This is a genomic window from Solwaraspora sp. WMMD792 (genome assembly GCF_029626105.1).
In the GTDB taxonomy this organism is placed as follows: Bacteria; Actinomycetota; Actinomycetes; order Mycobacteriales; family Micromonosporaceae; genus Micromonospora_E.
Genome location: NZ_JARUBH010000009.1, coordinates 5,300,217 through 5,321,894, shown reverse-complemented (window position 1 = coordinate 5,321,894; position 21,678 = coordinate 5,300,217). Strand labels below are relative to the sequence as shown.

At 71.8% G+C, this 21,678-nt stretch carries 22 protein-coding genes and 1 tRNA gene; 13 read left to right on the top strand and 10 right to left on the bottom strand.

Annotated elements, in window-relative coordinates:
• Positions 1-47: 47 nt before the first annotated feature.
• Positions 48-1,037, top strand: coding sequence for an S-methyl-5-thioribose-1-phosphate isomerase (gene mtnA / locus O7629_RS24845; protein ID WP_278172169.1), 990 nt, complete (start codon positions 48-50; stop codon positions 1,035-1,037).
• A 47-nt stretch (positions 1,038-1,084) separates the two neighbouring features.
• On the opposite strand, the gene O7629_RS24840 is transcribed toward mtnA, so the two are convergent.
• A complete protein-coding gene (locus tag O7629_RS24840) occupies positions 1,085-2,083 on the bottom strand; it encodes a prephenate dehydrogenase/arogenate dehydrogenase family protein (RefSeq protein ID WP_278172167.1) in 999 nt (332 codons plus the stop codon).
• A 116-nt stretch (positions 2,084-2,199) separates the two neighbouring features.
• Here O7629_RS24840 and O7629_RS24835 point away from each other — a divergent pair, with 116 nt between their 5' ends.
• The 4 genes from O7629_RS24835 (at position 2,200) to O7629_RS24820 (ending at position 4,297) form a co-directional block, all read left to right on the top strand.
• Positions 2,200-2,667, top strand: coding sequence for a hypothetical protein (locus tag O7629_RS24835; RefSeq protein WP_278172166.1), 468 nt, complete (start codon positions 2,200-2,202; stop codon positions 2,665-2,667).
• Between the two features lie 23 nt (positions 2,668-2,690).
• Positions 2,691-2,891 (top strand): hypothetical protein, encoded by a 201-nt coding sequence (locus O7629_RS24830; RefSeq protein WP_278172165.1) that lies wholly within the window; start codon positions 2,691-2,693, stop codon positions 2,889-2,891.
• Between the two features lie 193 nt (positions 2,892-3,084).
• Positions 3,085-3,717, top strand: coding sequence for a tRNA adenosine deaminase-associated protein (locus O7629_RS24825; protein WP_278172163.1), 633 nt, complete (start codon positions 3,085-3,087; stop codon positions 3,715-3,717).
• Between the two features lie 19 nt (positions 3,718-3,736).
• On the top strand, positions 3,737-4,297 hold the full coding sequence (locus O7629_RS24820; RefSeq protein ID WP_278172162.1) for a nucleoside deaminase: 561 nt from the start codon (positions 3,737-3,739) through the stop codon (positions 4,295-4,297).
• Between the two features lie 94 nt (positions 4,298-4,391).
• On the opposite strand, the gene deoD is transcribed toward O7629_RS24820, so the two are convergent.
• Positions 4,392-5,099, bottom strand: a complete 708-nt coding sequence (gene deoD / locus O7629_RS24815; RefSeq protein ID WP_278172160.1) for a purine-nucleoside phosphorylase — start codon at positions 5,097-5,099, stop codon at positions 4,392-4,394.
• A gap of 90 nt (positions 5,100-5,189) precedes the next feature.
• Between deoD and O7629_RS24810 the strand changes: the two genes are divergently transcribed.
• Positions 5,190-5,279, top strand: a tRNA-Ser gene (locus tag O7629_RS24810).
• Positions 5,280-5,352: 73 nt separating this feature from the next.
• Here O7629_RS24810 and O7629_RS24805 read toward each other — a convergent pair.
• A complete protein-coding gene (locus O7629_RS24805) occupies positions 5,353-6,396 on the bottom strand; it encodes a hypothetical protein (RefSeq protein WP_278172158.1) in 1,044 nt (347 codons plus the stop codon).
• A 320-nt stretch (positions 6,397-6,716) separates the two neighbouring features.
• Here O7629_RS24805 and O7629_RS24800 point away from each other — a divergent pair, with 320 nt between their 5' ends.
• On the top strand, positions 6,717-7,346 hold the full coding sequence (locus O7629_RS24800) for a LuxR C-terminal-related transcriptional regulator (protein WP_278172156.1): 630 nt from the start codon (positions 6,717-6,719) through the stop codon (positions 7,344-7,346).
• A gap of 1 nt (position 7,347) precedes the next feature.
• On the opposite strand, the gene O7629_RS24795 is transcribed toward O7629_RS24800, so the two are convergent.
• The 6 genes from O7629_RS24795 to O7629_RS24770 all read right to left on the bottom strand — a co-directional run bounded on the left by O7629_RS24795 (position 7,348) and on the right by O7629_RS24770 (position 15,467).
• Positions 7,348-7,575 (bottom strand): hypothetical protein, encoded by a 228-nt coding sequence (locus O7629_RS24795; RefSeq protein ID WP_278172155.1) that lies wholly within the window; start codon positions 7,573-7,575, stop codon positions 7,348-7,350.
• Positions 7,576-7,679: 104 nt separating this feature from the next.
• On the bottom strand, positions 7,680-10,271 hold the full coding sequence (locus O7629_RS24790) for a caspase family protein (protein WP_278172152.1): 2,592 nt from the start codon (positions 10,269-10,271) through the stop codon (positions 7,680-7,682).
• Positions 10,272-10,457: 186 nt separating this feature from the next.
• A complete protein-coding gene (locus tag O7629_RS24785) occupies positions 10,458-13,559 on the bottom strand; it encodes an AAA family ATPase (RefSeq protein ID WP_278172150.1) in 3,102 nt (1,033 codons plus the stop codon).
• 149 nt (positions 13,560-13,708) lie between these two features.
• The gene (locus O7629_RS24780) at positions 13,709-13,927 is read right to left on the bottom strand and encodes a hypothetical protein (protein WP_278172148.1); all 219 of its coding nucleotides are present in this window, start codon (positions 13,925-13,927) and stop codon (positions 13,709-13,711) included.
• Positions 13,928-14,136: 209 nt separating this feature from the next.
• A complete protein-coding gene (locus O7629_RS24775; protein WP_278172146.1) occupies positions 14,137-14,847 on the bottom strand; it encodes a VWA domain-containing protein in 711 nt (236 codons plus the stop codon).
• Between the two features lie 68 nt (positions 14,848-14,915).
• Positions 14,916-15,467 carry a MarR family winged helix-turn-helix transcriptional regulator gene (locus O7629_RS24770; protein WP_278172145.1) on the bottom strand — a complete coding sequence of 184 codons (552 nt, stop codon included), beginning with the start codon at positions 15,465-15,467 and terminating at the stop codon, positions 14,916-14,918.
• Positions 15,468-15,600: 133 nt separating this feature from the next.
• Between O7629_RS24770 and O7629_RS24765 the strand changes: the two genes are divergently transcribed.
• The 6 genes from O7629_RS24765 to O7629_RS24740 all read left to right on the top strand — a co-directional run bounded on the left by O7629_RS24765 (position 15,601) and on the right by O7629_RS24740 (position 20,506).
• Entirely contained in the window at positions 15,601-17,121 is a 1,521-nt protein-coding gene (locus O7629_RS24765; RefSeq protein ID WP_278172143.1) for an LLM class flavin-dependent oxidoreductase, read from the top strand.
• A 28-nt stretch (positions 17,122-17,149) separates the two neighbouring features.
• Positions 17,150-17,614 (top strand): GNAT family N-acetyltransferase, encoded by a 465-nt coding sequence (locus O7629_RS24760; protein WP_278172142.1) that lies wholly within the window; start codon positions 17,150-17,152, stop codon positions 17,612-17,614.
• A 270-nt stretch (positions 17,615-17,884) separates the two neighbouring features.
• The gene (locus tag O7629_RS24755; protein ID WP_278172141.1) at positions 17,885-18,250 is read left to right on the top strand and encodes a hypothetical protein; all 366 of its coding nucleotides are present in this window, start codon (positions 17,885-17,887) and stop codon (positions 18,248-18,250) included.
• Between the two features lie 78 nt (positions 18,251-18,328).
• Positions 18,329-18,850, top strand: a complete 522-nt coding sequence (locus O7629_RS24750) for a SigE family RNA polymerase sigma factor (protein ID WP_278172139.1) — start codon at positions 18,329-18,331, stop codon at positions 18,848-18,850.
• Positions 18,847-19,335 (top strand): hypothetical protein, encoded by a 489-nt coding sequence (locus O7629_RS24745; protein ID WP_278172137.1) that lies wholly within the window; start codon positions 18,847-18,849, stop codon positions 19,333-19,335. The genes O7629_RS24750 and O7629_RS24745 overlap by 4 nt, the downstream gene beginning before the upstream one ends.
• 118 nt (positions 19,336-19,453) lie before the next feature.
• Positions 19,454-20,506 (top strand): phosphotransferase, encoded by a 1,053-nt coding sequence (locus tag O7629_RS24740; protein WP_278172136.1) that lies wholly within the window; start codon positions 19,454-19,456, stop codon positions 20,504-20,506.
• Between the two features lie 79 nt (positions 20,507-20,585).
• On the opposite strand, the gene O7629_RS24735 is transcribed toward O7629_RS24740, so the two are convergent.
• On the bottom strand, positions 20,586-21,671 hold the full coding sequence (locus tag O7629_RS24735) for a zinc-binding dehydrogenase (RefSeq protein ID WP_278172135.1): 1,086 nt from the start codon (positions 21,669-21,671) through the stop codon (positions 20,586-20,588).
• Positions 21,672-21,678 lie beyond the last annotated feature (7 nt).

The window sequence follows — 21,678 nt, the reverse complement described above, 5'->3', positions numbered from 1 at the left end:
CCCTTCGGCGGTACTGTCGCCCGGCCGGAGCCGACTAAGGTCGTCGCATGCGGACCATCGACTGGGTCGACGACGCCATCGAGATCATCGACCAGACCGCTCTGCCGGACCGGACCACCGTACTGCGGCTGTCCACCGTCGAGGCGGTGGTCGACGCGATCCGGTCCCTGGCGGTACGCGGCGCGCCGGCGCTCGGCGTTGCCGGCGCCCTCGGAGTGGCGCTGGCCGCGCGGCTGCACCACGACGAGCCGGACCGGCTGGCCGACGCCGTCGACCGGCTGCGCACCGCCCGGCCGACCGCGGTCAACCTCGCCCGGGGCGTCGACCGGGCGGCGGCCCGGCTCGCGGAGAGCCCGGCTGCCGTACTCGCCGAAGCGGTGGCCCTGCGCGACGAGGAGGAGGCGGCGTCGGTGGCGATGGCCCGGCTCGGGGCCGACCTGCTCGGGCAGCTCTGCCCGCCCCGGTGCCGGCTGCTGACCCACTGCAACACCGGTGCGCTGGCCACGGTCACCGGAGGAACCGCGCTCGGGGTCGTCGTCGAACTGCACCGGCGCGGCGGGCTGGAATCGGTGATCGCCAGTGAGACCCGGCCGCTGCTGCAGGGTGCCCGGCTGACCGCCTGGGAACTCGACCGGGCGGGGGTCGACTTCCGGGTCGCCGTCGACGGGGCCGGGCCGTTCCTGATGGCCCGTGGCCTGGTCGACGCGGTCGTCGTGGGTGCCGACCGGATCTGCGCGAACGGCGACACGATCAACAAGATCGGCACGTACGCCCATGCGCTCGGCGCCCGCCGGGCCGGACTGCCATTCGTGGTGGTCGCTCCCGAGACGACGGTGGATCCGGCGACCGCGACCGGCGCACAGGTCGAGATCGAGGACCGGGGATCCGCCGAGGTGGTCAGCTTCGCCGCTGCCCGGACCACGCCGGCCGGGGCCGGCGCGGTCAACCCCGCCTTCGACGTGACGCCCGCCGACCTGGTGACCGCCGTTGTCACCGACCGCCGGGTGATCCGGCTGGACCGGGGCGAACAGATCTGAGCCGCCGCCGGTAGACAGCAGGCCCACCGTCGGCCAGCCGGGCCGGGTCAGTCGACCGGTGCCGGCCGGACCGCCGTCACGGTACGTCGGTCGTCGGCCACGGCGGTGACCCAACCGCCGGCCCGCCCCAGCCGCAGCAGCGCGTCCGGCCGGGCCGGCAGCTCCAGCGGCCGGCCCGGCTGTGGTGGCCAGCCGCCCCGGGCCGAACTGCCCGGGGTCAGCCACGGCACCAGAGCCTGCACCGGGTCTTCCGCGTCCAGCGCCGCCCGGGCCGCAGCCAGGGTGGCGAGCACCTCGTCCAGGGCGGACCGGACCGCCCCGGCGTTGCCACCGCACATCGCCGCCACCAGCTCCGGCCGGCTGGCCGCGACCCGGGTGCCGTCCCGAAAGGACCCGGCGGCCAACGACCAGGCGAGCGGGTCCGTCACCGCGGTGGCGGCCAGCGCGGTCGCGAGCAGATGTGGTACGTGACTGATCGCCGCGACGGCACGGTCGTGCTCCTCGGCGGTGGCCGGTACCACCCGGGCGCCCAGCCCGGTCACCGCTGTCGCCACCGTCAGCCAGTCGTCGACCGAGGTCACCGGCGGCTCCAGGCAGAGCACCCAGGCGCAGCCGGTGAACAGCTCCGGATCGGCGGAGGTGAACCCGGAGGTCTCCCGACCGGCCATCGGATGGCCGCCGACGAACCCGGCGGTCCGGTCGTGCTGGCGGTGCAGCCGCCGGTCGACCAGCCGCCGCACCGGCTCCTTGACCGAGGTGACGTCGGTGACCAGCCCGGAGTAGCCGACCGCAGCGATCTCGTCGAGCACCGGACCCACCGCCGGCAGCGGCACCGCCAGCAGCACCAGATCGGCGTCGGCCACCGCGTCCCGTACCGTCGGGGCGACCTGCCAGCGCGCGCCGAGTGCCGCCCGCGCGGCGGCGGTACGCGCGGTGGCCCGGGTCGCGGGATCGGCGTCGTACCCGAAAACCCGGTGTCCGGCGGCGGCGAACGCGCGCAGCGCCGAACCGCCGATAAGCCCCAGCCCGATCACCGCCACTCGCACGCGGTGACTCTGCCACATCGAGCCAGGGCACGATCGGGCAGCCGTCGTCGGTACGCTGACTGGCACGGCGGTGGACCGTCACGGCCGCTGCCCCGGCCGCAGGAGGGAGGGACGAGATGCCGGACCGCCCGATCGACTGGCCGTCACCCGCACCGACCAGCCCGCCCGGTTGGCCCGGTGCGCCGGCCGGCTGGCACCCGCCGGTTGCCGGCTGGGGTCCACAGCACGGCCAGCATCCGTACCCGCCGGGGATGTTCCCGGCCGTGCCCGCACGGCCACCGGCCCCGTCCCGGCCGACCTACCGGGAGCCGCACCCGGTACGCCCCGGAGCAGTCGCGCTCGGAGCGCTGGCCACCGCGCTGTGGCTGCTGCTGACCGGCCTGATCGGCCAGGACCTGCGCGGGTACGCCCTGTCGACGCTGCTCTGCGGCGCACTCGCCTGGGCCGTCGCGATCCTGCTCGCCCGGGTCGGCGACCGAGGCGTGGCGACCGGCATCGCGCTCACCATGTCGGCCGGCTGGAGCATCACGACTGTGGCGCTCGCCACACACTGGGCGGCGACCGGCGACTGGCCACTGTGGTGACCGGCGATGGGCGAATTCCGGGCTTGACGAACGCGACGGCGGTCGGCACGCTCGGCGGCATGGCCAACACCGGGCACCGGCTCGATCCCGAGCGGAATCGGCGCCGACTGCAGATCCTCGCCGAGCTTGCCGGCGCCAAGCTCGGCCGCGAACGGGTCCGGCCCCGTAAGGTCCGAGGGCAGCAGTTGCGCGAGCTGATCGCGGCCCGCCGACTGGTCAACTGACCGAACGCCTGATCTGACCGAACGCCGACGCGCTGTCGCGCACCCGTCCCTGCCGGTCAGTGACTGTTCGGGGCGTTGTGGGGTCAACGACCGACCTGAGCCGATACCGTCATTCTGACGACAGAATCGGCGGTCACCGACGGCGGCGGGGATGCCGCGCCGCCCGGCGACCGCAGGGACCATTGGGGGGACCGTGCCCTATTTTGCTGCCGCTGCCGTACGCGGCCCGGCCGGTTGGTCCGGCGCCGAGCTCGACCTCGGTGGGGTCGCCGACATCGACGAAGTGGTCGACCGGCTCCGTGAGGTCGACCCCGACGCCGAGGTGTCACTGCTGTTCGTCGAATCGGACGACAGTTACCTGGTGATCCTGCGCCTCGACGAGGGCGAGGATCTGCGAATCTTCAGTTCGGACGCCGCGTTCGCCGAGGAGTCGCGGCTGGGCGCGCTGCTGATCGGCGACATCCGTACCCCGGCCGTCGAGGTGGACCTCGAACCGGTCGTGGTCGGTGCCGGCGGCGGCTCGATGTCCGCCGCCGCTGCCGCGCCGGCCGGTTCCCGCGCCGGCGGGTACCTGGTCGGCGACCCGTTGGACGACTCCGACGACGTCGACGCGTTGGCCGACGAGGAGGACGACGACGATGAGCCGGCCGCCGACCCGGACGCGGAGCCGGTCGGGGACGCCGACCTGCTCGCCGATCTCGGCCTGTCGGCCCGACGGCTGCTGGCACTGTGCGCGCGTGACGGCATGCTGCCGGCCGACGTGACCGCCGAGATCTGCCAGACGGTCGGCTGCGGCGACGAGATCGAGGAGTTGCGCGAGGCATGAGACCGGGCGGGGCGACGGCGTGACCGGACGGGGCGACGGCGTGCCGACGGCCCGGCGGCACCGCGACCCGCTGCACGAGAGCTGGATGCGGCGGGCGTTGTCGGTGGCCGGCGGGCCGACCGCCGGTGCCGGCCCGGTCGATGTGCCGCCCGGCACGGCAGGGGTACCCGTCGGTGCGGCTGACGTGCCGGTCGGTATGGCTGACGTGCCGGTCGGTGCCGTCGTCTACGACGCGGCCGGCCGCGAACTCGCGGTCGCACGCAACGAACGTGAACTGACCGGCGACCCGACGGCGCACGCCGAGATCCTCGCGCTGCGCCGGGCCGCCGCCCGGCTCGGCCGGTGGCGGCTCGACGGGTGCACCCTGGTGGTCACCCTGGAACCGTGCACCATGTGCGCCGGCGCGTTGGTGCTGGCCCGGATCTCGACCGTGGTCTTCGGCGCGTGGGAGCCGAAGACCGGTGCCGTCGGATCGCTGTGGGACGTCGTGCGTGACCGCCGCCTCAACCACCGGCCGACTGTGTACGCCGGGGTGCTGGCCGACGAGTGCGCCGCCGCGCTGCGGGCCTTCTTCCGCTGAGCCGCGCTACGGGCCCTCTTCGCTGAGCCGCGTCGCGGGCATTCTTCCGTTGAGCCGGGCGGTCCGCCGGTGTCGTCGGCCGATCCTGGCGGCGTCAGGCGGTCGCGGTGTCCAGCGCGATGCGTACCATCTCGCTGAAGGTCTGCTCCCGGTCGTCCGCACTCATCTTCTCGCCGGTACGGATGTGGTCGCTCACGGTGAGGATGGTCAACGCGCGGGCCCGGAACCGGGCGGCGATGGTGTACAGCGCCGCCGACTCCATCTCGACCGCCAGCACCCCGTAGTCGGCCAGCGTGTCGTACAGGTCCGGCCGGTCGGTGTAGAACGCGTCGGCGGCCAGGACCGGGCCGACCCGCAGGTCGACACCGTGCCGGTGGGCCGCGTCGACCGCCGTACGCAGCAGGCCGAAGTCCGCCACCGGGGCGTAGTCGACCAGCCCGGCGAAGCGCACCCGGTTCATGTTCGAGTCGGTCGACGAACCGTTGGCCGCGATCACGTCCCGCAGTTGCAGATCCTCGGCCAACGCGCCGCAGGAGCCGACCCGGATCAGCGTCCGCACCCCGTACTCGTTGATCAGCTCGTGGGCGTAGATCGACGCCGACGGCATGCCCATTCCCGACCCCTGCACCGACACCCGCGTCCCGGCGTACTGGCCGGTGAAGCCGAACATGCCGCGCACGTTCGAGTAGCAGGTGGCGTCCTCGAGGAAGTTCTCGGCGATCCACTTGGCGCGCAGCGGGTCTCCGGGCATGAGGACCCGCTCGGCGATGTCGCCGGGCTTGGCTCCGATGTGCGTGCTCATGGCCATGATCCTGCCAGTGCGGTCGGTGCTGCCCACGCTCGGGCGGTACCGCCGTGACGGTCGGGCGGCGCTTCAGGTAGCCTACTCGGCGGTGGTGTGTCCGAGTGGCCTAAGGAGCACGCCTCGAAAGCGTGTGAGGGTTCACGCCCTCCGCGGGTTCAAATCCCGCCGCCACCGCCACTGAGCAGGCGAAACGCCCGGTCGGTCCGCGAGGACCGACCGGGCGTTTCGGCGCACCGGTCCTCACCGGCCTTCACCGGTCGGCGATCAGCTCGACGACGGCGCTGGCGATCCGGTCGATCGCCGCAGAGTCGGCCAGCAGGGCGGCGACCCGCTCTTCAGCGGCCGGTCCACCACCGGGCGGCCGGTCCATCTCCTCGGCACCCGTGCCGGTGTCGAACACCGAGCGGAGTACGGCGACCACCACGCACCGGGGGTCGGCACCTCGGCGCAGCTGTGCCTCGATCGCCGTCACCGCGACCGACGCCAGCTCGGTCAACCGGGCCTCGTCCGCCTCGTCCGGCGTCCTCGGCTGCAGGTGGTCGGTCTCGCGAGCCGGACCGGTCCCGGTCCGGGCGGCCGGCAGCACCGGGGCGTGCTTGCGGCCGAGTGGCCGTTCGACGAAGTCCGCGTACCACTTCGGACGTCTGCGCATCGCGGCGAGTACCCGGTCGAGGTCGGCTGTCACCTCCCGCTCCCCGCCACCGCAGTGCCCGGTGACGGCGGCCCGGCGGTCGGCCCACGCGGACAGCGGCCACACCCGTACTCCGGCCGTGGCCGGGATCCCCACCCAGACCAGCACCTCGACGGCGAGGGTCTGCAGCCACGGGTCCTGGCCGAGGTCGTGCTTGAGCCATCCGGGCAGCCGGGGCCGCTGCAACGCGCCACGGTCGCCGCGTCGGCGGCGATGCGCGTCGACGGTGGCCGGGCCGATCCGCCGGGCGATCCACCCCTCCAGGTTGACCACTGGAACCTTGGCGTTGGCCAGCAGGTCGTCGAGGACCGCCTCGACGTCGTCGTGGAACTTGTCCAGGCAGTCGGCTTCCAGCCGGTGGACCGACGACGCGCAGGTGTGGTGTCCCCGGGTGAGTTCGATCCGACGGGTCAGCCGCTGGAACACCACCGGCCAGACCAGCGCGTACCCACCCGTGCGGAGCAGCCCGCGTTCCGCGTCGGACGCCGCCCTCGCGCGGTCCGCCAGTATGCCCCGTCGGGCGAGGTCCCGGACGTGATCTTCTGCGGCGCTACGCCCGGACGACGCGCCGGCGGCCCGGACAGCCACGCTCGCACTGGCCATCGGTATCTGTCCTTTCCGGTAAGCTACCAAATCATCAGAAAGGTGTGTGTGGGAGGTGATCGGCGACATGCGTACGGGTCGAAAACTATCCGCTGTGCCGCCGATTCAAGAAGCGGTCGGAACCCGTTGCCGTAGTAGTGCGTAGTAGCGGGTCGAATTGTCGACCGGTGCAGATCTGAGGGGTGCCCGGCCGGATCTATGGATGGCGTACTGGTACGACTACGTAGTTCCCCCGATGGAACGGCCGCCGGGCGCGGCGAAGCTGGCGATGTGCCGGTGCCCGACCCGCACGTCGACCGATCCCATCAGGAGTCGCTGCGATGACCACCACACTTCCTCCTCTGCCGGACCACCCCACCCACCGGGCCGAGCCCGCCGACCGGCTGCTCGACCTGGTGCTTCCCGGGCCGGTCGAGCCGACCACCCGGACCCTGCTGACGGCGGCCGCCGCCGGCGACCCGGTACTGCTGCGCGCCCTGGTCCAGCTGGGGCTGGCCCTCGGCGACCTGGTCCGCCGGGACGGACACTGGCGGTGGAGCACCACCGGACCGCGTACCGCCCCGCTGACCGGGTCGTCCGGTACGCGGCCGGTTCGGCGTACCGCCGGCCAGCTCGCCGCGATCCGGACCCTGGCCGAGTCGTGGAGCCGGCCGCAGCCGGCCGCCGGCTGCACCGTGACCGACCGGCCGGGGGCGGCCGTGCCGCCCGTGCGGTTGCCCCGGCTGACCGTCCGCGAGCAGGAGATCCTGCGGCTGCTCGCGGACGGTCTCACCGCCCAGGCGATCGGTCACCGGCTGCTGCTGTCGCCGCGTACGGTGGCCAAGCACCAGGAACGGATGTACCGCAAGTTCGGCACCTCCGACCGGCTGACCACCGTGCTGCGGGCGCAGCGGCTGGGCCTGCTCCCGCCGCCGGACGCGCTGGCCGTCACCGGCCGTGGCGACGGGTGAATCAGGACATCTCGCTCGGGCGGGGGTCGAGACCGAGGTCCACGACAACGGTCACCGCGGTCCGACCGTTGAGGTAGACCGTCACCGGCCGGCTGGCCCCGTCCAGCAGCTCCAGCTTGACCACCGAACCGGTTTCCATGGCGGTCTGGATGCTGGCGAGGACCGGGTCGAGGTTCGACTCGGGGATCTCCCACTCGGACCCGTCGACGATCACGCGCTTGCGAGCCATGATTTCCACCTTTCAGTCTGTTGTCCGTACGGATATTTCAGCACCGCCGGGGCACCGGGCGTAATTAGATGAATTGCGTACCGGTGGCCCGGCGGAGGCGTTGGTCAGTCGACCGTTTCGATCGTGTACGAGAACGAGAAATCCTGCGCCCGCAGATTCCCCACGGCCGGGTGCCGGCCGACGCCGAATTCCTCGGTCGCCAGCAGGGAGGTGCGGTACAGGCCGATGCTGTCGCCGACCGCGTCCAGCAGCAGTCGGTACGCCAGATTGACGACCACGGCACCCGCCCCGATCGCGGCGGCTGCGGCGGCGGCCTGCGGGGCGGCCACGGCCAGCCCGAGTAGGTTTGCCCCGGCGGCCTGGAAGGCCGGGCCGTTGAGTTCGTCGCGCAGCAGGTCGCTCAGTGCCCGGCTGTCCCCGGTGTCCCGGGACACCCAGACCGCCAGGTCCAGGTAGTCCACCGCCCGACCGTGGTAGACGAGCATCCGGTCCAACGGCAGCCGGTCTCCGTCGCGGACGTTGCGGAACCGCGCCGTCTCCGCCCGGTACGGCACCGCCCCGTCGTCGTCGGCGGTGCCGGTGAGCACCACCGCGTCGACCCGTATGTCGGCGCTGCGCAGCGCCCGGTTGCGGTGCACCAGCACCTCGTCCAGCCGGACCGCGACGGTGCGCGCCGCGCCGCCACGGGCCCGGAACAGCAGCCGCGACCGGTCCGGGCGTTCGTCGATCAGGAACCGCACCGACTCGGCCGGCGGCCGCGCCGTCGGGCTCAGGCTGAATTCGATGGTACGCAGCGCGTAGCGCACCTCCGGGGCGAAACCGTTGGACATATCCCGCATACCGCCGCTGCCCAGCTGGTCGAGGGCCCGCTCCAGCGGCGACTGGTCGCGGCGTGGGACGCGGCGGCCGAGCTCGGCGCGGTCGGCGGTGCGGATGCCGTCCTGTTGGAGCAGCCCGACGTCCTGCGGCTGCGAGGTGGCGATCAGCAGGACCGTCTCCGGCCGCCCGGCCGCCGGCACGATGCCGGCCGGCCAGTTCAGTCGCACACCGCGCAGCACCCCGCTCAGGGCGTCGTACCCCACCAGGTACTCCTTGTCGGGCTTGAGCTGGAACCCGGACGGCGCGAAGTTGGTGAGGTTCTCGATCCGGGCGGAGACGCCGATGTCGAGCAGCGACACGTAGACCGCCTCGGTGCCGTCGTTGCGCACCCGCACGTACACCTGGTCGCCGTCGTGCACGACCTCGCCGGCGGACCGCATGGGCACCTCGACGCCGTCGACGACCCGGCCCCACTCGAAGGTCAACGGGGTGTCGAGGGCGCACCGGGGGTCTTCACCGAGGGCCCGCAGTCCGGTGGCGCGGGCGACCCGTTCCAGGTCGGTGAGCAGCCGGGCGGCGGTGCCCGGCCCGGCCGGTCGGGGGCTGTGCAGCGGACCGGTCCGGTCGTGGATCTGGTAGTTGCCGGCCCGATCGGGCCGGACCTCCACGGTGCACGGCTCGTCAGCATCGGCCAGCCGGACCAGGGTGCTGGTCCGGATCGCGGCGACCAGGTCGGCGGCGTCCGGGTCGGTCACCCGGACCGGCAGCGCGGGCGCGGCGCTGCGGGTCCGGTACGCGCGGGCCGTCGTCGGCACCTCGGACCAGCCGGTACGCAGGGTGAGCTCGGCCTGTGCCGCCAGCGCCCCGAGCCGGTCGACGACGGCGGTGCCGACGCTGGTCTCCTCGTCGACCGGCAGCTCGGCCGGCATCACGGTGAACTCGTCGTGGAGCTCGACGCCGAGCAGCGGGGCGCCGGGCAGGACCACCCGGCCGTCGGGAGTGGGGGCCACCGGCAGGCCGGCGATCGGGTCCGTCTCCTGGAGTGAGAACAGCAGTCGGCGGGACGGCCCTTCCACCTCGGGCCGCTGGTTCGACGCCCGGCGCAGCACCTGGCGACGTACCGTCTCCATCAGCGTGAACCAGGTCACCGGAAGGTCCTCGGCGGCGGCCAGTGCCTGGATCAGCGCCTCGGTGAACATCCCGGTGCGCAGCCCGGCACCGTTGCGGTACTCGTAGGCGGACTGCTCGGGGGCGCAGGCCACCAGCCGCACCGAGTACGGGTCGCCGGTCACTACCCGCCGGTCGACCGCGAGCCCGTCCCGGCGCAGCGCCGCCAGGTGCCGGCTGATCTGCTCGTACCGGGTGGTCGACTGCCGGTCCAGGCCTTTGACCCGCAGGTCGGGGTCGCGGGACTGGTGGGCGGCGTGGCAGCAGTCCAAGGCCACCACCACGTTCTGCGTCACCTCGGTCAGCCGGGCCTGCAGCACTGACAGCTCGACCGAGGCGATGCCCCGAAACTCATCCTCAGTGGATGGAGAGTAGTCGGTGGGCACGATGAACTGCAGGTCGCCCGGCCGCCGGCCGGGCGTCGGCTGGCTGGCCGGATCGTCGGCAGCCGGGTCGTCGCTGGCCGGATCCGGTGCGGACGCGTATCCGCCGTGACCGCTGTAGTAGAACAGGACGGTATCGTCCGCCGTGCTCTGTCCGATCAGTTTCTCGTAGCCGGCGAGGATGCCGGCACGGGTGGCATCGTCGCCGGTAAGACAGGAAATGGTGAACCCACGCCCATCGAGCGCCGCCGCGATCGTTTCGACATCGTTGTGCACCCCGGTGAGGCCGTCGGTCTGAGAACCGACCAGCAATGCTCTCCGCGTCACCGCTACCCCCTAAAAGGTCGCTCAGCAGATCCGGTGTGGACTTTACGGGTCGGGCGCCGGTGACGTCATCACTCAGTGCCTACGATCTTTTGCGTACGGTCACTTTCGGCCCGCCCGCCGGCGATCGGCTCCGACCTGACAGGACGATCCACCGGTACGTTCGGTGCGACGGCTCCGTACGGAGGTCTATCCGGATTCCCGATCGGAGCAGAGCCGGAGCCGATGAGCCATCGAGGCGGCGGCATTACGGTTGTTGGCCGCCATCTTCCTGAGCAGGTTGGACACATGGACACCCGCCGTGCGTTCGGTGATGAACAGTTCGGTGGCGATCTCCCGGTTGGTCCTGCCCAGGCAGAGCAGACACAGCACCTCCAACTCGCGGGCGGTGAGACCGAACGGCCGGGCCGCCGGCCCGGCGGTGTCGGCGGTGTCGGCGGCTGGCTCGGGCAACTCCGGGTCGAGGGTGATCCGGGCACGACGGGCCATCGCCTCGATCTCGGTACGCAGTGGCCCGGCTGGCAGCGGCTCGGTCGTCTGCCAGGCCGACCGGGCGGCCGTTCCGGCGCGGGTCAGGTCGGCGGCGGCGAGCGCGGTCTCGGCTTCCCGCCAGTAGGCGTAGCCGGCCGGGTAGGACCGACCGAGCATCGACCAGCCACGGGCCACCGCCGCCCAGGCGTCGGGGTCGGCGGTGCCTCGGGCCCGGGCGAGCTCGGCCAGGCAGAGGTCACGCCACACCCGTACCTGCGAAACCCCAGCCTGGTCGGCTGGCGGCGGGTCCGGCTGGTCGGCTGGCGGCGGGTCCGGCTGGTCAGCCTTTGGGAGGTCCGGGCCCTCGGCCGGCACCGCCGCCTGGTCGGCCAACCGTTCGGCGTACGCGACAACCGCCGACAACCGGACCGGGTCGCGCTCGGGTTGCGTGCGCAGCAGCTCGCACTCGTCGGCGGCGGCCCGTAGCCCGACGGCGTACATCCGGGTCAGCTCCAGGACGTTGGCCTGGCCCTCCAGCACGGCCAGGCCGGCTCGCACCGCCTCATCCGCCCCGGCCAGGTCGTCGCGCCACAGGGCGAGCTCCGCCAGACAGGCGTACAGCGGTCCGACGAACCGGGGGTCGGTGGTCGGCCGGTCCACGAGTTGTACGCCGGCCAGCAGATCGGCGGCCGCGTCGAAGGACCCCTGAGCGAGCCGGATCTCGGCCAGGGTCAGCCGGGGGTAGAGGGTGCCCCGCAGTGGCCTGGCCCGCAGCACGTCGTCCAGCACCGCGGCCGCCTCGTCCCATCGGCCGAGCAGTACCAGTGTCGCGGCGGCGTTGTTGGCCAGCACGCCGGCGCCGCGGGCCTGCTCCAGACCGCGTGCGCGGGCCACCTTCAGCCCGTCGAGGGCGACCTGGACCGAGTCGGTCAGCCGCCCCACGTGCTCCAGCGCGACCGCGAGATTGCCGTACGCCCGGAACAGGTCCTCGAGGTGGTCGACCTCCTCGGCGATCCGCAGTGCCTCGCGTACCTTGGCCATGCCGTCGGCGGGCTGGTCGAGCATGGTCAACGCCATGCCCAGGGTGTTGAGCGCGCGGCCCTCCTCGGCCCGGGCCGGCACCGCCCGGGCCAGCTCGACGGCGTGGGCACCTTCCCGCGCACCTTCGGCGTACCGGCCTTCGCGTACCTCGGCCATCGCGACAGCGGCCAGTACCCGAGCGCTGACCGCGCCCGGTGGCTGCTCGGCCAGCGCCCGCGCCGCCGCCCGGTAGGTTTGTTGCGAATCGCCGTACTCACCGGCTTCCCAGAGGTAGTTGCCGAGGCGTTCGAGCAGTTCACCCGCGTCGCGGGCGGCGGCGGCCCGGTCCGCCTCGGCGATCGCGGCGCGGATCAGTTCCAGTGCCTGCTCGACCCGACCGCCCCACCGGGCGGCGTCGGCGGCGGCGGCCAGCACCCGCCAGCGCGGCTGGCCGGTGCGTTGCTGCGGATCGTCGACCCGCGACCACAGGCTGAGCACCCGCTGGTAGTGCTGTTCGGCTTCGCGGAACGCGTGGACCCGTACCGCCATCTCGCCGGCACGCACGGCGGCGGTCAGCGCCTCCGGTAGTGCTCTGGCCTCGTACCAGTGGTAGGCCAGTTCGGCCGCTGCGGTGAGATCCTCGGCGAGGCTGAACCCCGGGTCCGCGGTGAGGGCGGTGGCGAGCGCGCGGTGCAGCCCGACCCGCTCACCCGGCAGCAGTTCCTGGTAGACCGCCTCGCGCAGCAGGGCATGGCGGAAGACGTACGTGTCGTCGGCGGCGTCGATGGTGAGAACGTGCTGGGCGACGCACTGCCGCAGCGCTTTGATCAGTTGCTGGTCGGGCAGGTCGCAGACGGCTGCCAGCAGCCGGTGGCTCACTCGCCGCCCGGCAACCGCTGCGGCTCGCAGCACGTCGGCTGCGGCGTCGTCGAGCAGTTCGACCCGGGACAGCATGATCTCGCTCAGTGAGTTGGGCAGTCGGGTGGACGCGGGATCGGTCAACACCCCGGAGACCACCAGTTCCTCGGCGAAGAACGCGTTTCCGTCGGACAGTTCGTAGTACCGGTCCAGCAGCGACCGGTCCACCGGGTCGCCGGTCGACGCGGTCAGGAACCGTTCCAGCTCGGCGCGGGTGAACCGGGCCAGCTCCAGCCGGTGAATCCGGCGGATGAAGTCCGGTTCGGCGAGCAGCGTCCGCAGCGGATGCCGCCGGTCCAGATCGTTGGACCGGTAGCTGTGCACCAGCAGGATCCGCTCGTCGGTCTGCGCCCGGGCCAGATAGGAGACCAGGTCCAAGGTGGATGGGTCGGCCCAGTGCAGGTCCTCGAAGATCAGTACGGTCGGCGCGTGCGCGCCGAAGTGGTCGAGCATCCGCAGTACCGCGCCGAACACCCGCAGCTGTGCGGTCGACTCGCCGAGGGGCGCGACTCCGGTGAAGTCCGACACCAGTCGGCTGAGTTCGGCGTAGGACGGGCCGCCCAGCTCGCGTACCCGCTGCTCACCGAGTTCCCGGACGATTCGGCGCAGGGCGTCGATCAACGGGGCGTACGGCACCGCGCCGGTGCCCAGGTTGATGCAGGCACCGCGCAGTACGGTGCGGCCCGCCGAGCGGGCCTCGGCGGCGAACTCCTCGAGCAGCCGGCTCTTTCCGACGCCCGCCTCACCGCCGACGAAGACCGTCGCGGCGGCACCGCCCGCCGCCTCGGTCAGCAGCCCGGTCAGCCGGGCGCGCTCCGCGGCGCGGCCGATGAAAGATCCACCCGCTGCCGGAAACTGCGCAGATGCGTACGCCGTCGCCATGTGTCCATGGTGGCGCGAGTAATGGGGACTGTCAGCAGCCGCCGCGTGTCACATCGTATTCGGTGGCCGATGCTGACTCAGTGGTCACCGGAAAATGCCGGTCCGGTCGGCCGGAGGCGATGGTGTGCCGTTGCGCTGTGTTGTCTGGGCTAACGACAATCGTCGCGGTCGTCCGGCTCCGGAATCGATTCCACGGTACGACGGCGGTCGTCGACGTACTCGGCCAACTCGTCAGGGTCCGCACCGCCGGCCACAGCGGCCTGCCACGCCGCGCCGAACTCGGCGGCGAGTAGTTCGATCATCCGTTGTCGGGTTTCGGCTGGTAGCCCGTCATCGGGCACCGGTCCGCCGGATCGATCGTCGATCATCGAGACCTCCGTTGCGATCGTTGGCCCCGTACTCCGGAATTGGTGTGCCCCTCGGACAATGTCAATAGTTCGGATCATATCCGAACCTGACGGACAGCCGACCTTGGCCGTTCAGTGGACGGCCCGACGACAATCAAGATCACCGTACAAGATCACCGTAGCTGGTCCGAGCCGGGCCGGGCCGCCGTCGCCCGAAGTCGAGGCCACCATCACCCGGCGCCGGTCGGGTCGAACCGCTGCACCCCGGGCGGCAGATCCGGCCCGTCGGGCAGGACCGGTCCGGCGTCGCTGGCCGGGCGGTAGCCGGACCGGACGACACTGGCGACGAGCACCTGTGCGATCCCGGTGATCGTCCGGGCCGGATCGGAGCCGGGCACCATCAGGTACGACGCCATCCGTCCCGATCCGGTCGCCGGATGGGCCAGCGACCTGATGATCCGGGGATCCGCCTCGTCCACGCCGCAGGCGACGACGCTCGGGCGGGCGCCGGACGAGGTCAGCTCGGCGAACGCCGCCCGCCAGGCGGACCGCAAGTCGGTGGGCCGGCCATCGCTGATGAACCAGACGGTCGGCCGGTGCGTGCTCTCTCCGCTGGCCGCGAACCGTGCCATGTCCGACTCGATCTCGTCCCGCGTGGTCGTGAACGCCGACTCGTAGCAGGTGCCGCCGCGTACGGCGAGGGCCGGCGCAACCAGCCCGGGAGCTAGCAGGTCACCGAGCGGGAGCCGGACCTCCGCGTGGTCGGAGAAGTCGATCAGCCCGAACCGTACCCGGGCCGCGACGACCGGGTGCAGCGCCAATGCGTCGACGAGCGCCGGCACGATCTCGTTCACCGCCTCCAACTTGCCGTCCGCCGCCATCGACACCGAGACGTCGACGACCAGATAGAACGGCAGCAGGCTGTTGTCTGACCGGCGCATCGATGGGCTCCTCCGTCCGCCATGCTGCAGGTCTGACGGACGGGTGTGGGCCGAGCTGGAGCTGTACCTCAGTGCGGCTGGCTGTCGGCTGGCTCGTGCGGCTGGCTGTCGGCGGCGATGTCGGACACGATCTGGCAGGTGTCGACAACCGGATCGACGGCCTGTGCCTGGTCGGCCAGCTGGAACAGCAGCGACCGCAGTGCCTCGCGGTCGGTCGGCCGCAGCGACCCGAGCAGATGCTCCTCCGCCTGCTCCAGCCGGTCCCGGGTCGCCGACCAGACCTGGTGCCCGCGGTCGGTCGCGACGATGGTCTTGTGCCGGCGGTCGTCCGGGTTGGCCCGCCGCTCGACCAGCCCGGCGCGCTCCAGATCGTCGATCAGGTAGGTCATCACCGTCTTGTCGATGCCCAGCCGACGGGCCAGCGAGATCTGACTCTGCGGCGTGGCCTCGACCGCCGCCGCCAGCACCTGATGGCCGCGCGGCCCGCCGGGCAGGTCGTGCAGCACGGCGCTGCTGCTCTTGACGTACGCCCGGAAGACCACGCCCAGCGCCCAGCCGAGGTCGCCGCCGCCAGCGGCGCGGGCCGGACCCGGATCCGTGCGTTGACCGGGACGAGGCATACGCCGAGCTTATCGCCGGCTCGTCTGCACCGACTGACCATCCTCACGTCAGAAGAGTCACAGTGCCGATCGTCTGCTCAGCAGACTATCTTGTGAGCCGAACGCATGACTGCTGTCGCGGGGAGCGAACGACATGGCTGACTACGGACACGACCTGCTGTTCGGCACCTTCATCACGCCGGTCGCCGAGCAGGCCGACCGGGCCCTGGCGCTGGCCCAGCTGACCGAGGAGGCCGGGCTCGACCTGGTGACCGTGCAGGACCACCCGTACCAGGCCCGGTTCCTGGACACCTGGACGCTGCTGTCGGTGATCGCCGCCCGCACCACCCGGGTCCGGGTCGCGCCGAACGTCGCCAACCTGCCGCTGCGGCAGCCAGCGATGCTGGCCCGCAGCGCGGCCAGCCTCGACCTGCTCAGCGGCGGCCGGGTCGAGCTGGGCCTCGGGGCCGGTGCCTTCTGGGACGCGATCGCGGCGATGGGCGGCGGCCGGCTCACCCCGGCCGAGAGCGTCGAAGCGCTGGAGGAGGGCATCGAGATCATCCGCTCGGTCTGGGACGCCGACGGCGGCACCGTCAAGGTCGACGGCCGGCATCACCGGGTATGGGGCGTGCATCCGGGTCCGGCGCCCGCCCACCCCATCGGCATCTGGCTGGGTGCGTACAAGAAGCGGATGCTCGGGGTCACCGGTCGGCTCGCCGACGGTTGGCTGCCCAGCAGCCCGTACGCGTCGCCGGAGCAGCTACCGGCGATGAACGCGGCCATCGACGCGGCGGCCCGGCAGGCGGGGCGGGACCCGGGTGCGGTCCGCCGGCTCTACAACATCAGCGGTACGTTCGGCAGCGGCGACGGATTCCTCACCGGTACACCGGCCGACTGGGCCGAGCAGCTCGCCGGACTGACCCTGGAGCAGGGCTTCAGCGGCTACCTACTGGCCAGCGACGACCCGGACATGATCCGCCGGTTCGCCGCCGAGGTGGTGCCGGCGGTCCGCGACCTGGTCGCCGCCGGCCGGAGCGCCGCAGCAGCGGGTTCGGTTCCCGCCGCGTCGGCCGCTGCGGCCGCCGGCATCACCCCCACCCCCGACGACGGGGTACGGCTCAGCGCTGAACGCGTCTGGGACGAGTCGACCCGGCCGACCGCCCCGCCACCCGACCCGACGCTGACCTACAGTCCCGCCCAGCGGGCCGCCGGGCAGCACCTGATCGACGTACACGATCATCTGCGCGAGGAGCTGCGGACCGTGCGTGACCTGATCGACCAGGTCGCGGCCGGCACCATGACCGCCGGCGGTGCCCGGGCGCACATCAACACGATGACCATGCGGCAGAACAACTGGACCCTCGGCGCCTACTGCGAGTCGTACTGCCGGGTGGTGACCACCCACCACACCATCGAGGACATCGGCATGCTGCCGCAGCTGCGCCGCGCCGACCCGGGACTCGCCCCGGTGGTCGACCGGCTGTCGGAGGAACACCACGTCATCCACGACGTGCTGGAACGGGTCGACCGGGCGCTGGTCGCCCTGGTCAGCGAGCCGGACCGGATCGGCGACGTCAAGGCCGCCGTCGACCTGCTCACCGACACCCTGCTGTCCCACCTGTCCTACGAGGAACGCGAGCTGGTCGAGCCGCTCGCCCGGCTCGGTGTGGGGTGACCAGCACCGGCACGGCAGGATCTCCGTCATGCGGTTGAGTATCGAGCGCGCCGACTTCGCTGACCCGGAGCTCGGCGTCTTCCTGCAGGCACATCTCGACGAACTCGCGCCAACGGCGCCTGCCGAGAGCCGACACGCGCTGGATCTTTCCGGGCTGCGGGCACCGGGCGTCCGTCTGTGGGTCGCCCGGATGAGTGGCGAGCTGGTGGGCACGGGTGCCCTGGCCGAGGTGGAGCCGGCGCACGAGGAGATCAAGAGCATGCGGACGGATCCGCGACGACGCGGCCAGGGCATCGCCGCGTGCGTCCTCGACCACCTCATCGAGGACGCACGCGGACGCGGCGTCCGCCGCATCTCGCTGGAGACCGGAAGCATGGACTTCTTCGTCCCGGCGAGGACGTTGTACGCGAAGGCGGGCTTCGTCCCCTGCCCGCCCTTCGGCGCCTATGTCGACGATCCCAACAGCGCCTTCATGACCCGCGAGCTGACGTGACCTGAGGCGCGTTCCACCTCGCGCGGGGCATCCAACCGCTCTCAACCCGCGCTGGCCGTACGGGGGCGCGCAGGACCGGTACGCCGCCATCTCGTACGCCCGCACGCCATCACGCTATGCCCGGGTCGCCGCCGTCGGCCCCTTCGATGCTGCGGTTTTCGTGCGTCGACGACGATTGCGGCACGACGTGCAACCTCCCAGCCCGCAACCGTGTGGGAGAAGGGTGGAAAGGGACCGGCAATCGTCGGTCCGACCGTCAAGGAGGCCACTTTGTCGAAGAAGCCCGTCGTGTTCGCGCTGCTAGGGGTAGCTGCCGCGCTGGCCTACGCGGTGCCGGCGATCGCCGCTTTGTCCTCCGAGCCGTCCGCGCCGCAGCCACGGCCGACTGTCACCGCCGCGCCGGCTCCCGCAGTGTCGGCTCCGCCGGCTGAGGATCCGGCCACGGCGGTGACGGCTCCGCCGGTGGACGTGTCGGCCCCGCCGGTGGCGATTCCGGCCACGCCACCGCCAGCGGAGGCCGCGCCGACGGCCGCCCCGGTCCCACCGGTGGATGTATCGGCCCCACCGGTGGAGGCGTCGCCTCCTCCGGTGGCCGAGCCGGTCCCAGCGGCGCCGACCACAGTTCCCGCCAAGTAGCCCGGTCAGGTCCGTGTCAGGGGCCCGAGCGCAGGATCCGGCGCAGGTCCCCCTGTTTCCTGAGGAGATGTGCTGCCGTTGACGAACGGTTCGCATGAGAAGGACGCCGGGTTCAGCGAGTACGTCGCGACCCACGCAGAGCAGGTGCGCTTCACCGCGTACCTGCTCTGCGGCGACTGGCACGAGGCGGAAGACCTGGCGCAGGCGGCGTTCGTTCGCCTGTACCTGGCATGGGAGCGTGTCGACCGGACGGAACCCATCAACGCCTACGTACGGAAGATCGTCACGCGTACGTATTTGAACGAGCGGCGCAGGCTGTGGCGGAAGTTGGAACGGCTGACCAGCGCGCCGCCGGAGACACCGGACGACTCGATGCCGCCCCCGGAGCAACGGATGCTGGTCATGTCGGCGCTCGCCCGGGTGCCACGGCGGCAACGGGCCGCGCTGGTGCTGCGGTACTGGGAGGACCTGAGCCTGACCGAAGCCGCAGAAGCGTTGGGCTGCTCGGTCGGCACCGTGAAGAGTCAATGCGCCCGTGGCCTGCAACGGATGCGCGAACTTCTGCCCGACGACGTGGCGATAGGGGGGCGAGACCGGTGAACGAATCCGACTTGACTTCGGCGTTTGCCCAGATCCGGGCGACCGGCGCGCCGCCGCACCGGCTGACACCACAGTCGCTGATCGCTGCCGGCCGGCGGGCTCGCCGCCGCCGTCGGATCGCCGCGACGGCCGGCAGCGGGCTCGCCGTACTCGTGGTCGCGACGCTCGGCATCGGTGTGGTGAGCGCATCGTCGCCCGGTTGGTACCCGGCTCCGATCGAGCCAGGCCACTCGTCACCCGCCCCGGTGCCGGAAGGTCCGAAGACTCCCATGCCGTCTCCGACCACCACCCAGGCACCGGCCACCGCTCCGCCCGCGGCCCCGACCGAGTCGGCGCCGACCGGCGCGGAGGCCTCGGCACCCCCGCGACCGGCGATCGATGCGCCTCCGTCGGCGGACCCGTCGGCACCGGCGGATCCCTCGCCCGGTGTCTCGGCGACGGCGCAGGAGCCCTTGCCCGAGCCGCCCAGCGCGTCGGCGGGTTGATCTTGAGACCGAGACCGAGACTGAGCGGAGTCCCGCCTTGTCGAGGTCGCCGTTGACCAGGCCGCGCGGCGGCCGCGCTGCGCTGGGCTGTCCGGCGGATTCGGTAGCGTACGTCCCTGTGACAGCTTCCGTGCTTGCCGAGGTCGCCGTTCTCGACCTGGCTGCCCAGGACCTGCCGTTCCTGGTCGATGCGTACCGGCTCGGGGTGGTCGAGGGGGTTCGATTTCTGCCCAACGGGTTGATGAACCGCAATTGGCAGCTGCGGACCGCCGGTGGCGCGTTTGCGCTGAAGCTGCTGTTGGACGCGCCGGTGTCGACCGTGCGACGCAATCTGAGCGTCGCTGCGGCGCTCGCTGCGGCCGGTGTACCGGCGTGTCCGCCGGTGCCGACCATCGGCGGTGATGTCGTCGCCGAGGTGGATGACCGCGCCTACAGTCTGTTCGGCTGGCTAGACGGCGACCACGTTGCGGGTACCGGATTGTCGGCCGGCCAAGCACATCACCTTGGCGGCGTGCTGGGCAGGCTGCACCGTGAGCTCAACGATCCGGGCCTGCGGAGGTGGCTGCCGGCTTCCGGTGCCGTCACTGCCACGGTGACAACGCCCGGCGAGGCGGTAGCCGAGGCTGACCGGTATCTGCGCGCCATCGATGCCTTCGCTTCGGCTACACCGTTCGACGTCCAGACGGTCGAGCTGCTGCGGCGGCGCAAGGCGCTCATCGCCGAGTATGGGCATCTGTGCCCGGCCACCGATCAACCGGCCGGCCCTGCCGGATACACCCATGGTGATTTTCAGCATCGCAACATCATCTGGCGTGACGGGGTGGTCGCCGGAGTGATCGACTGGGATCGGATCAGGGCTCGCCCGTTCGGCGAGGAGATCGCCCGGACCGCCACGCTGCAGTTCGGTGGTGAGGCGGGCGAGCTGGACCTGGAGCTGGTGGCCGCGTTCGTCGCCGGGTACCGTGCCGTGGTCGCGATCAGCGACGCCGAACTGGCCGACGCGGTGGACCGCCTATGGTGGAAGCGGGCCTCGGACTTCTGGCAGCTGGTCTTCCACTACGACCGAGGCGACCACTCCTGTGACCACCTGTTCTTCTCCGGTGAGGCGTTCCTGCACTGGTGGACGGCAAACCGGGGTCAGGTTCGCGACGCCTTCGTGGCGCGACCCTGACCCTCCCTACTCGCAGGGCGATGTGCTCGATCCTCCGGAGCGGGACTGGAGGGCGCTACCGGGTCCGCGCTGGACGAGGCTAGAAATGGATCATGGATCGGATGCCTTGGCGTGCTTCGGCGTCGGCCATCGCCTCGTTCACGTTGTGCAGTGGCCTGCTGCTGGTGATGATCTCCTCGCTGCGCAGGGTGCCCCGCATCGCCAGAGCGGCGTAGCGCGGGATGTCGAAGCGGGTGCGAACCGATCCCATCACGGTGCCGGTGATCCCGCGGCCGTGCCGCAACAGGGCTGCTGGCAGGCGAATTTCGGTACCGGGCGGCATCATTCCCAGAACGGTGGCCTGCCCACCGGGGCGCAGTACGGCGAACGCCTGCCCGGTCGTCTCGGCCAGGCCGACCGCCTCGATCGCGGCATCGACGCCGCCGGGCGCGATCGCGAGAACTTGCTTGGTGACGTCGCCGTCGGCTGGATCGATGGTGACGGTGGCACCGAGCTTGGCGGCGATCTCCCTGCGGTGCGGCTCCAGATCTACGGCGATCGTCTCGGCAGCGCCGCTGATCCGTGCGGCCTGGACGGCTGCCAGGCCGACCCCGCCGCAGCCGAACACGGCCACTGTCGACCCCGGTGCCGGGCGGGCGACGTTGAACACCGCCGCGAGACCGGTGGTCAGACAGCAACCCAACAGCGCTGCGGCGTCGAAGGACAGCCCGGCGGGCATCGCCACGAGTGCGGCCTCGTCGACGAGCATCAGCTCGGCGAACGCGGAGACACCCAGGTACTGGCGTACGAGCCGCCCGTCGATGGTCATCCGTGTTTTCTGGCGCTGCTTGGTGCCTGGGTCGGTGCAGTAGACCATGCGTCCGGTCAGGCAGGCCGCGCACCGTCCGCAGAATGTCTGATCACACACGATCACCCGGTCGCCGTCTTTGAAGCCGCTGACTCCGGCACCGATGGCCTCTACAACACCGGCAGCCTCGTGCCCGAGCACAGTGGGTACGGGGAAAGGCACGGTGCCGCGCGCGAAGTGCAGGTCGGTGCCGCAGATCCCGGCCGACACGGTACGCACCAGGACTTCGCCGTACGCGGGCTCGCTGAGTTGGATGTCTTGTAGCTGGAACGGCTCGCCGGGCTTGTGCATCACTGCGGCGCGGCAGAAATACGTCATCGGGGAC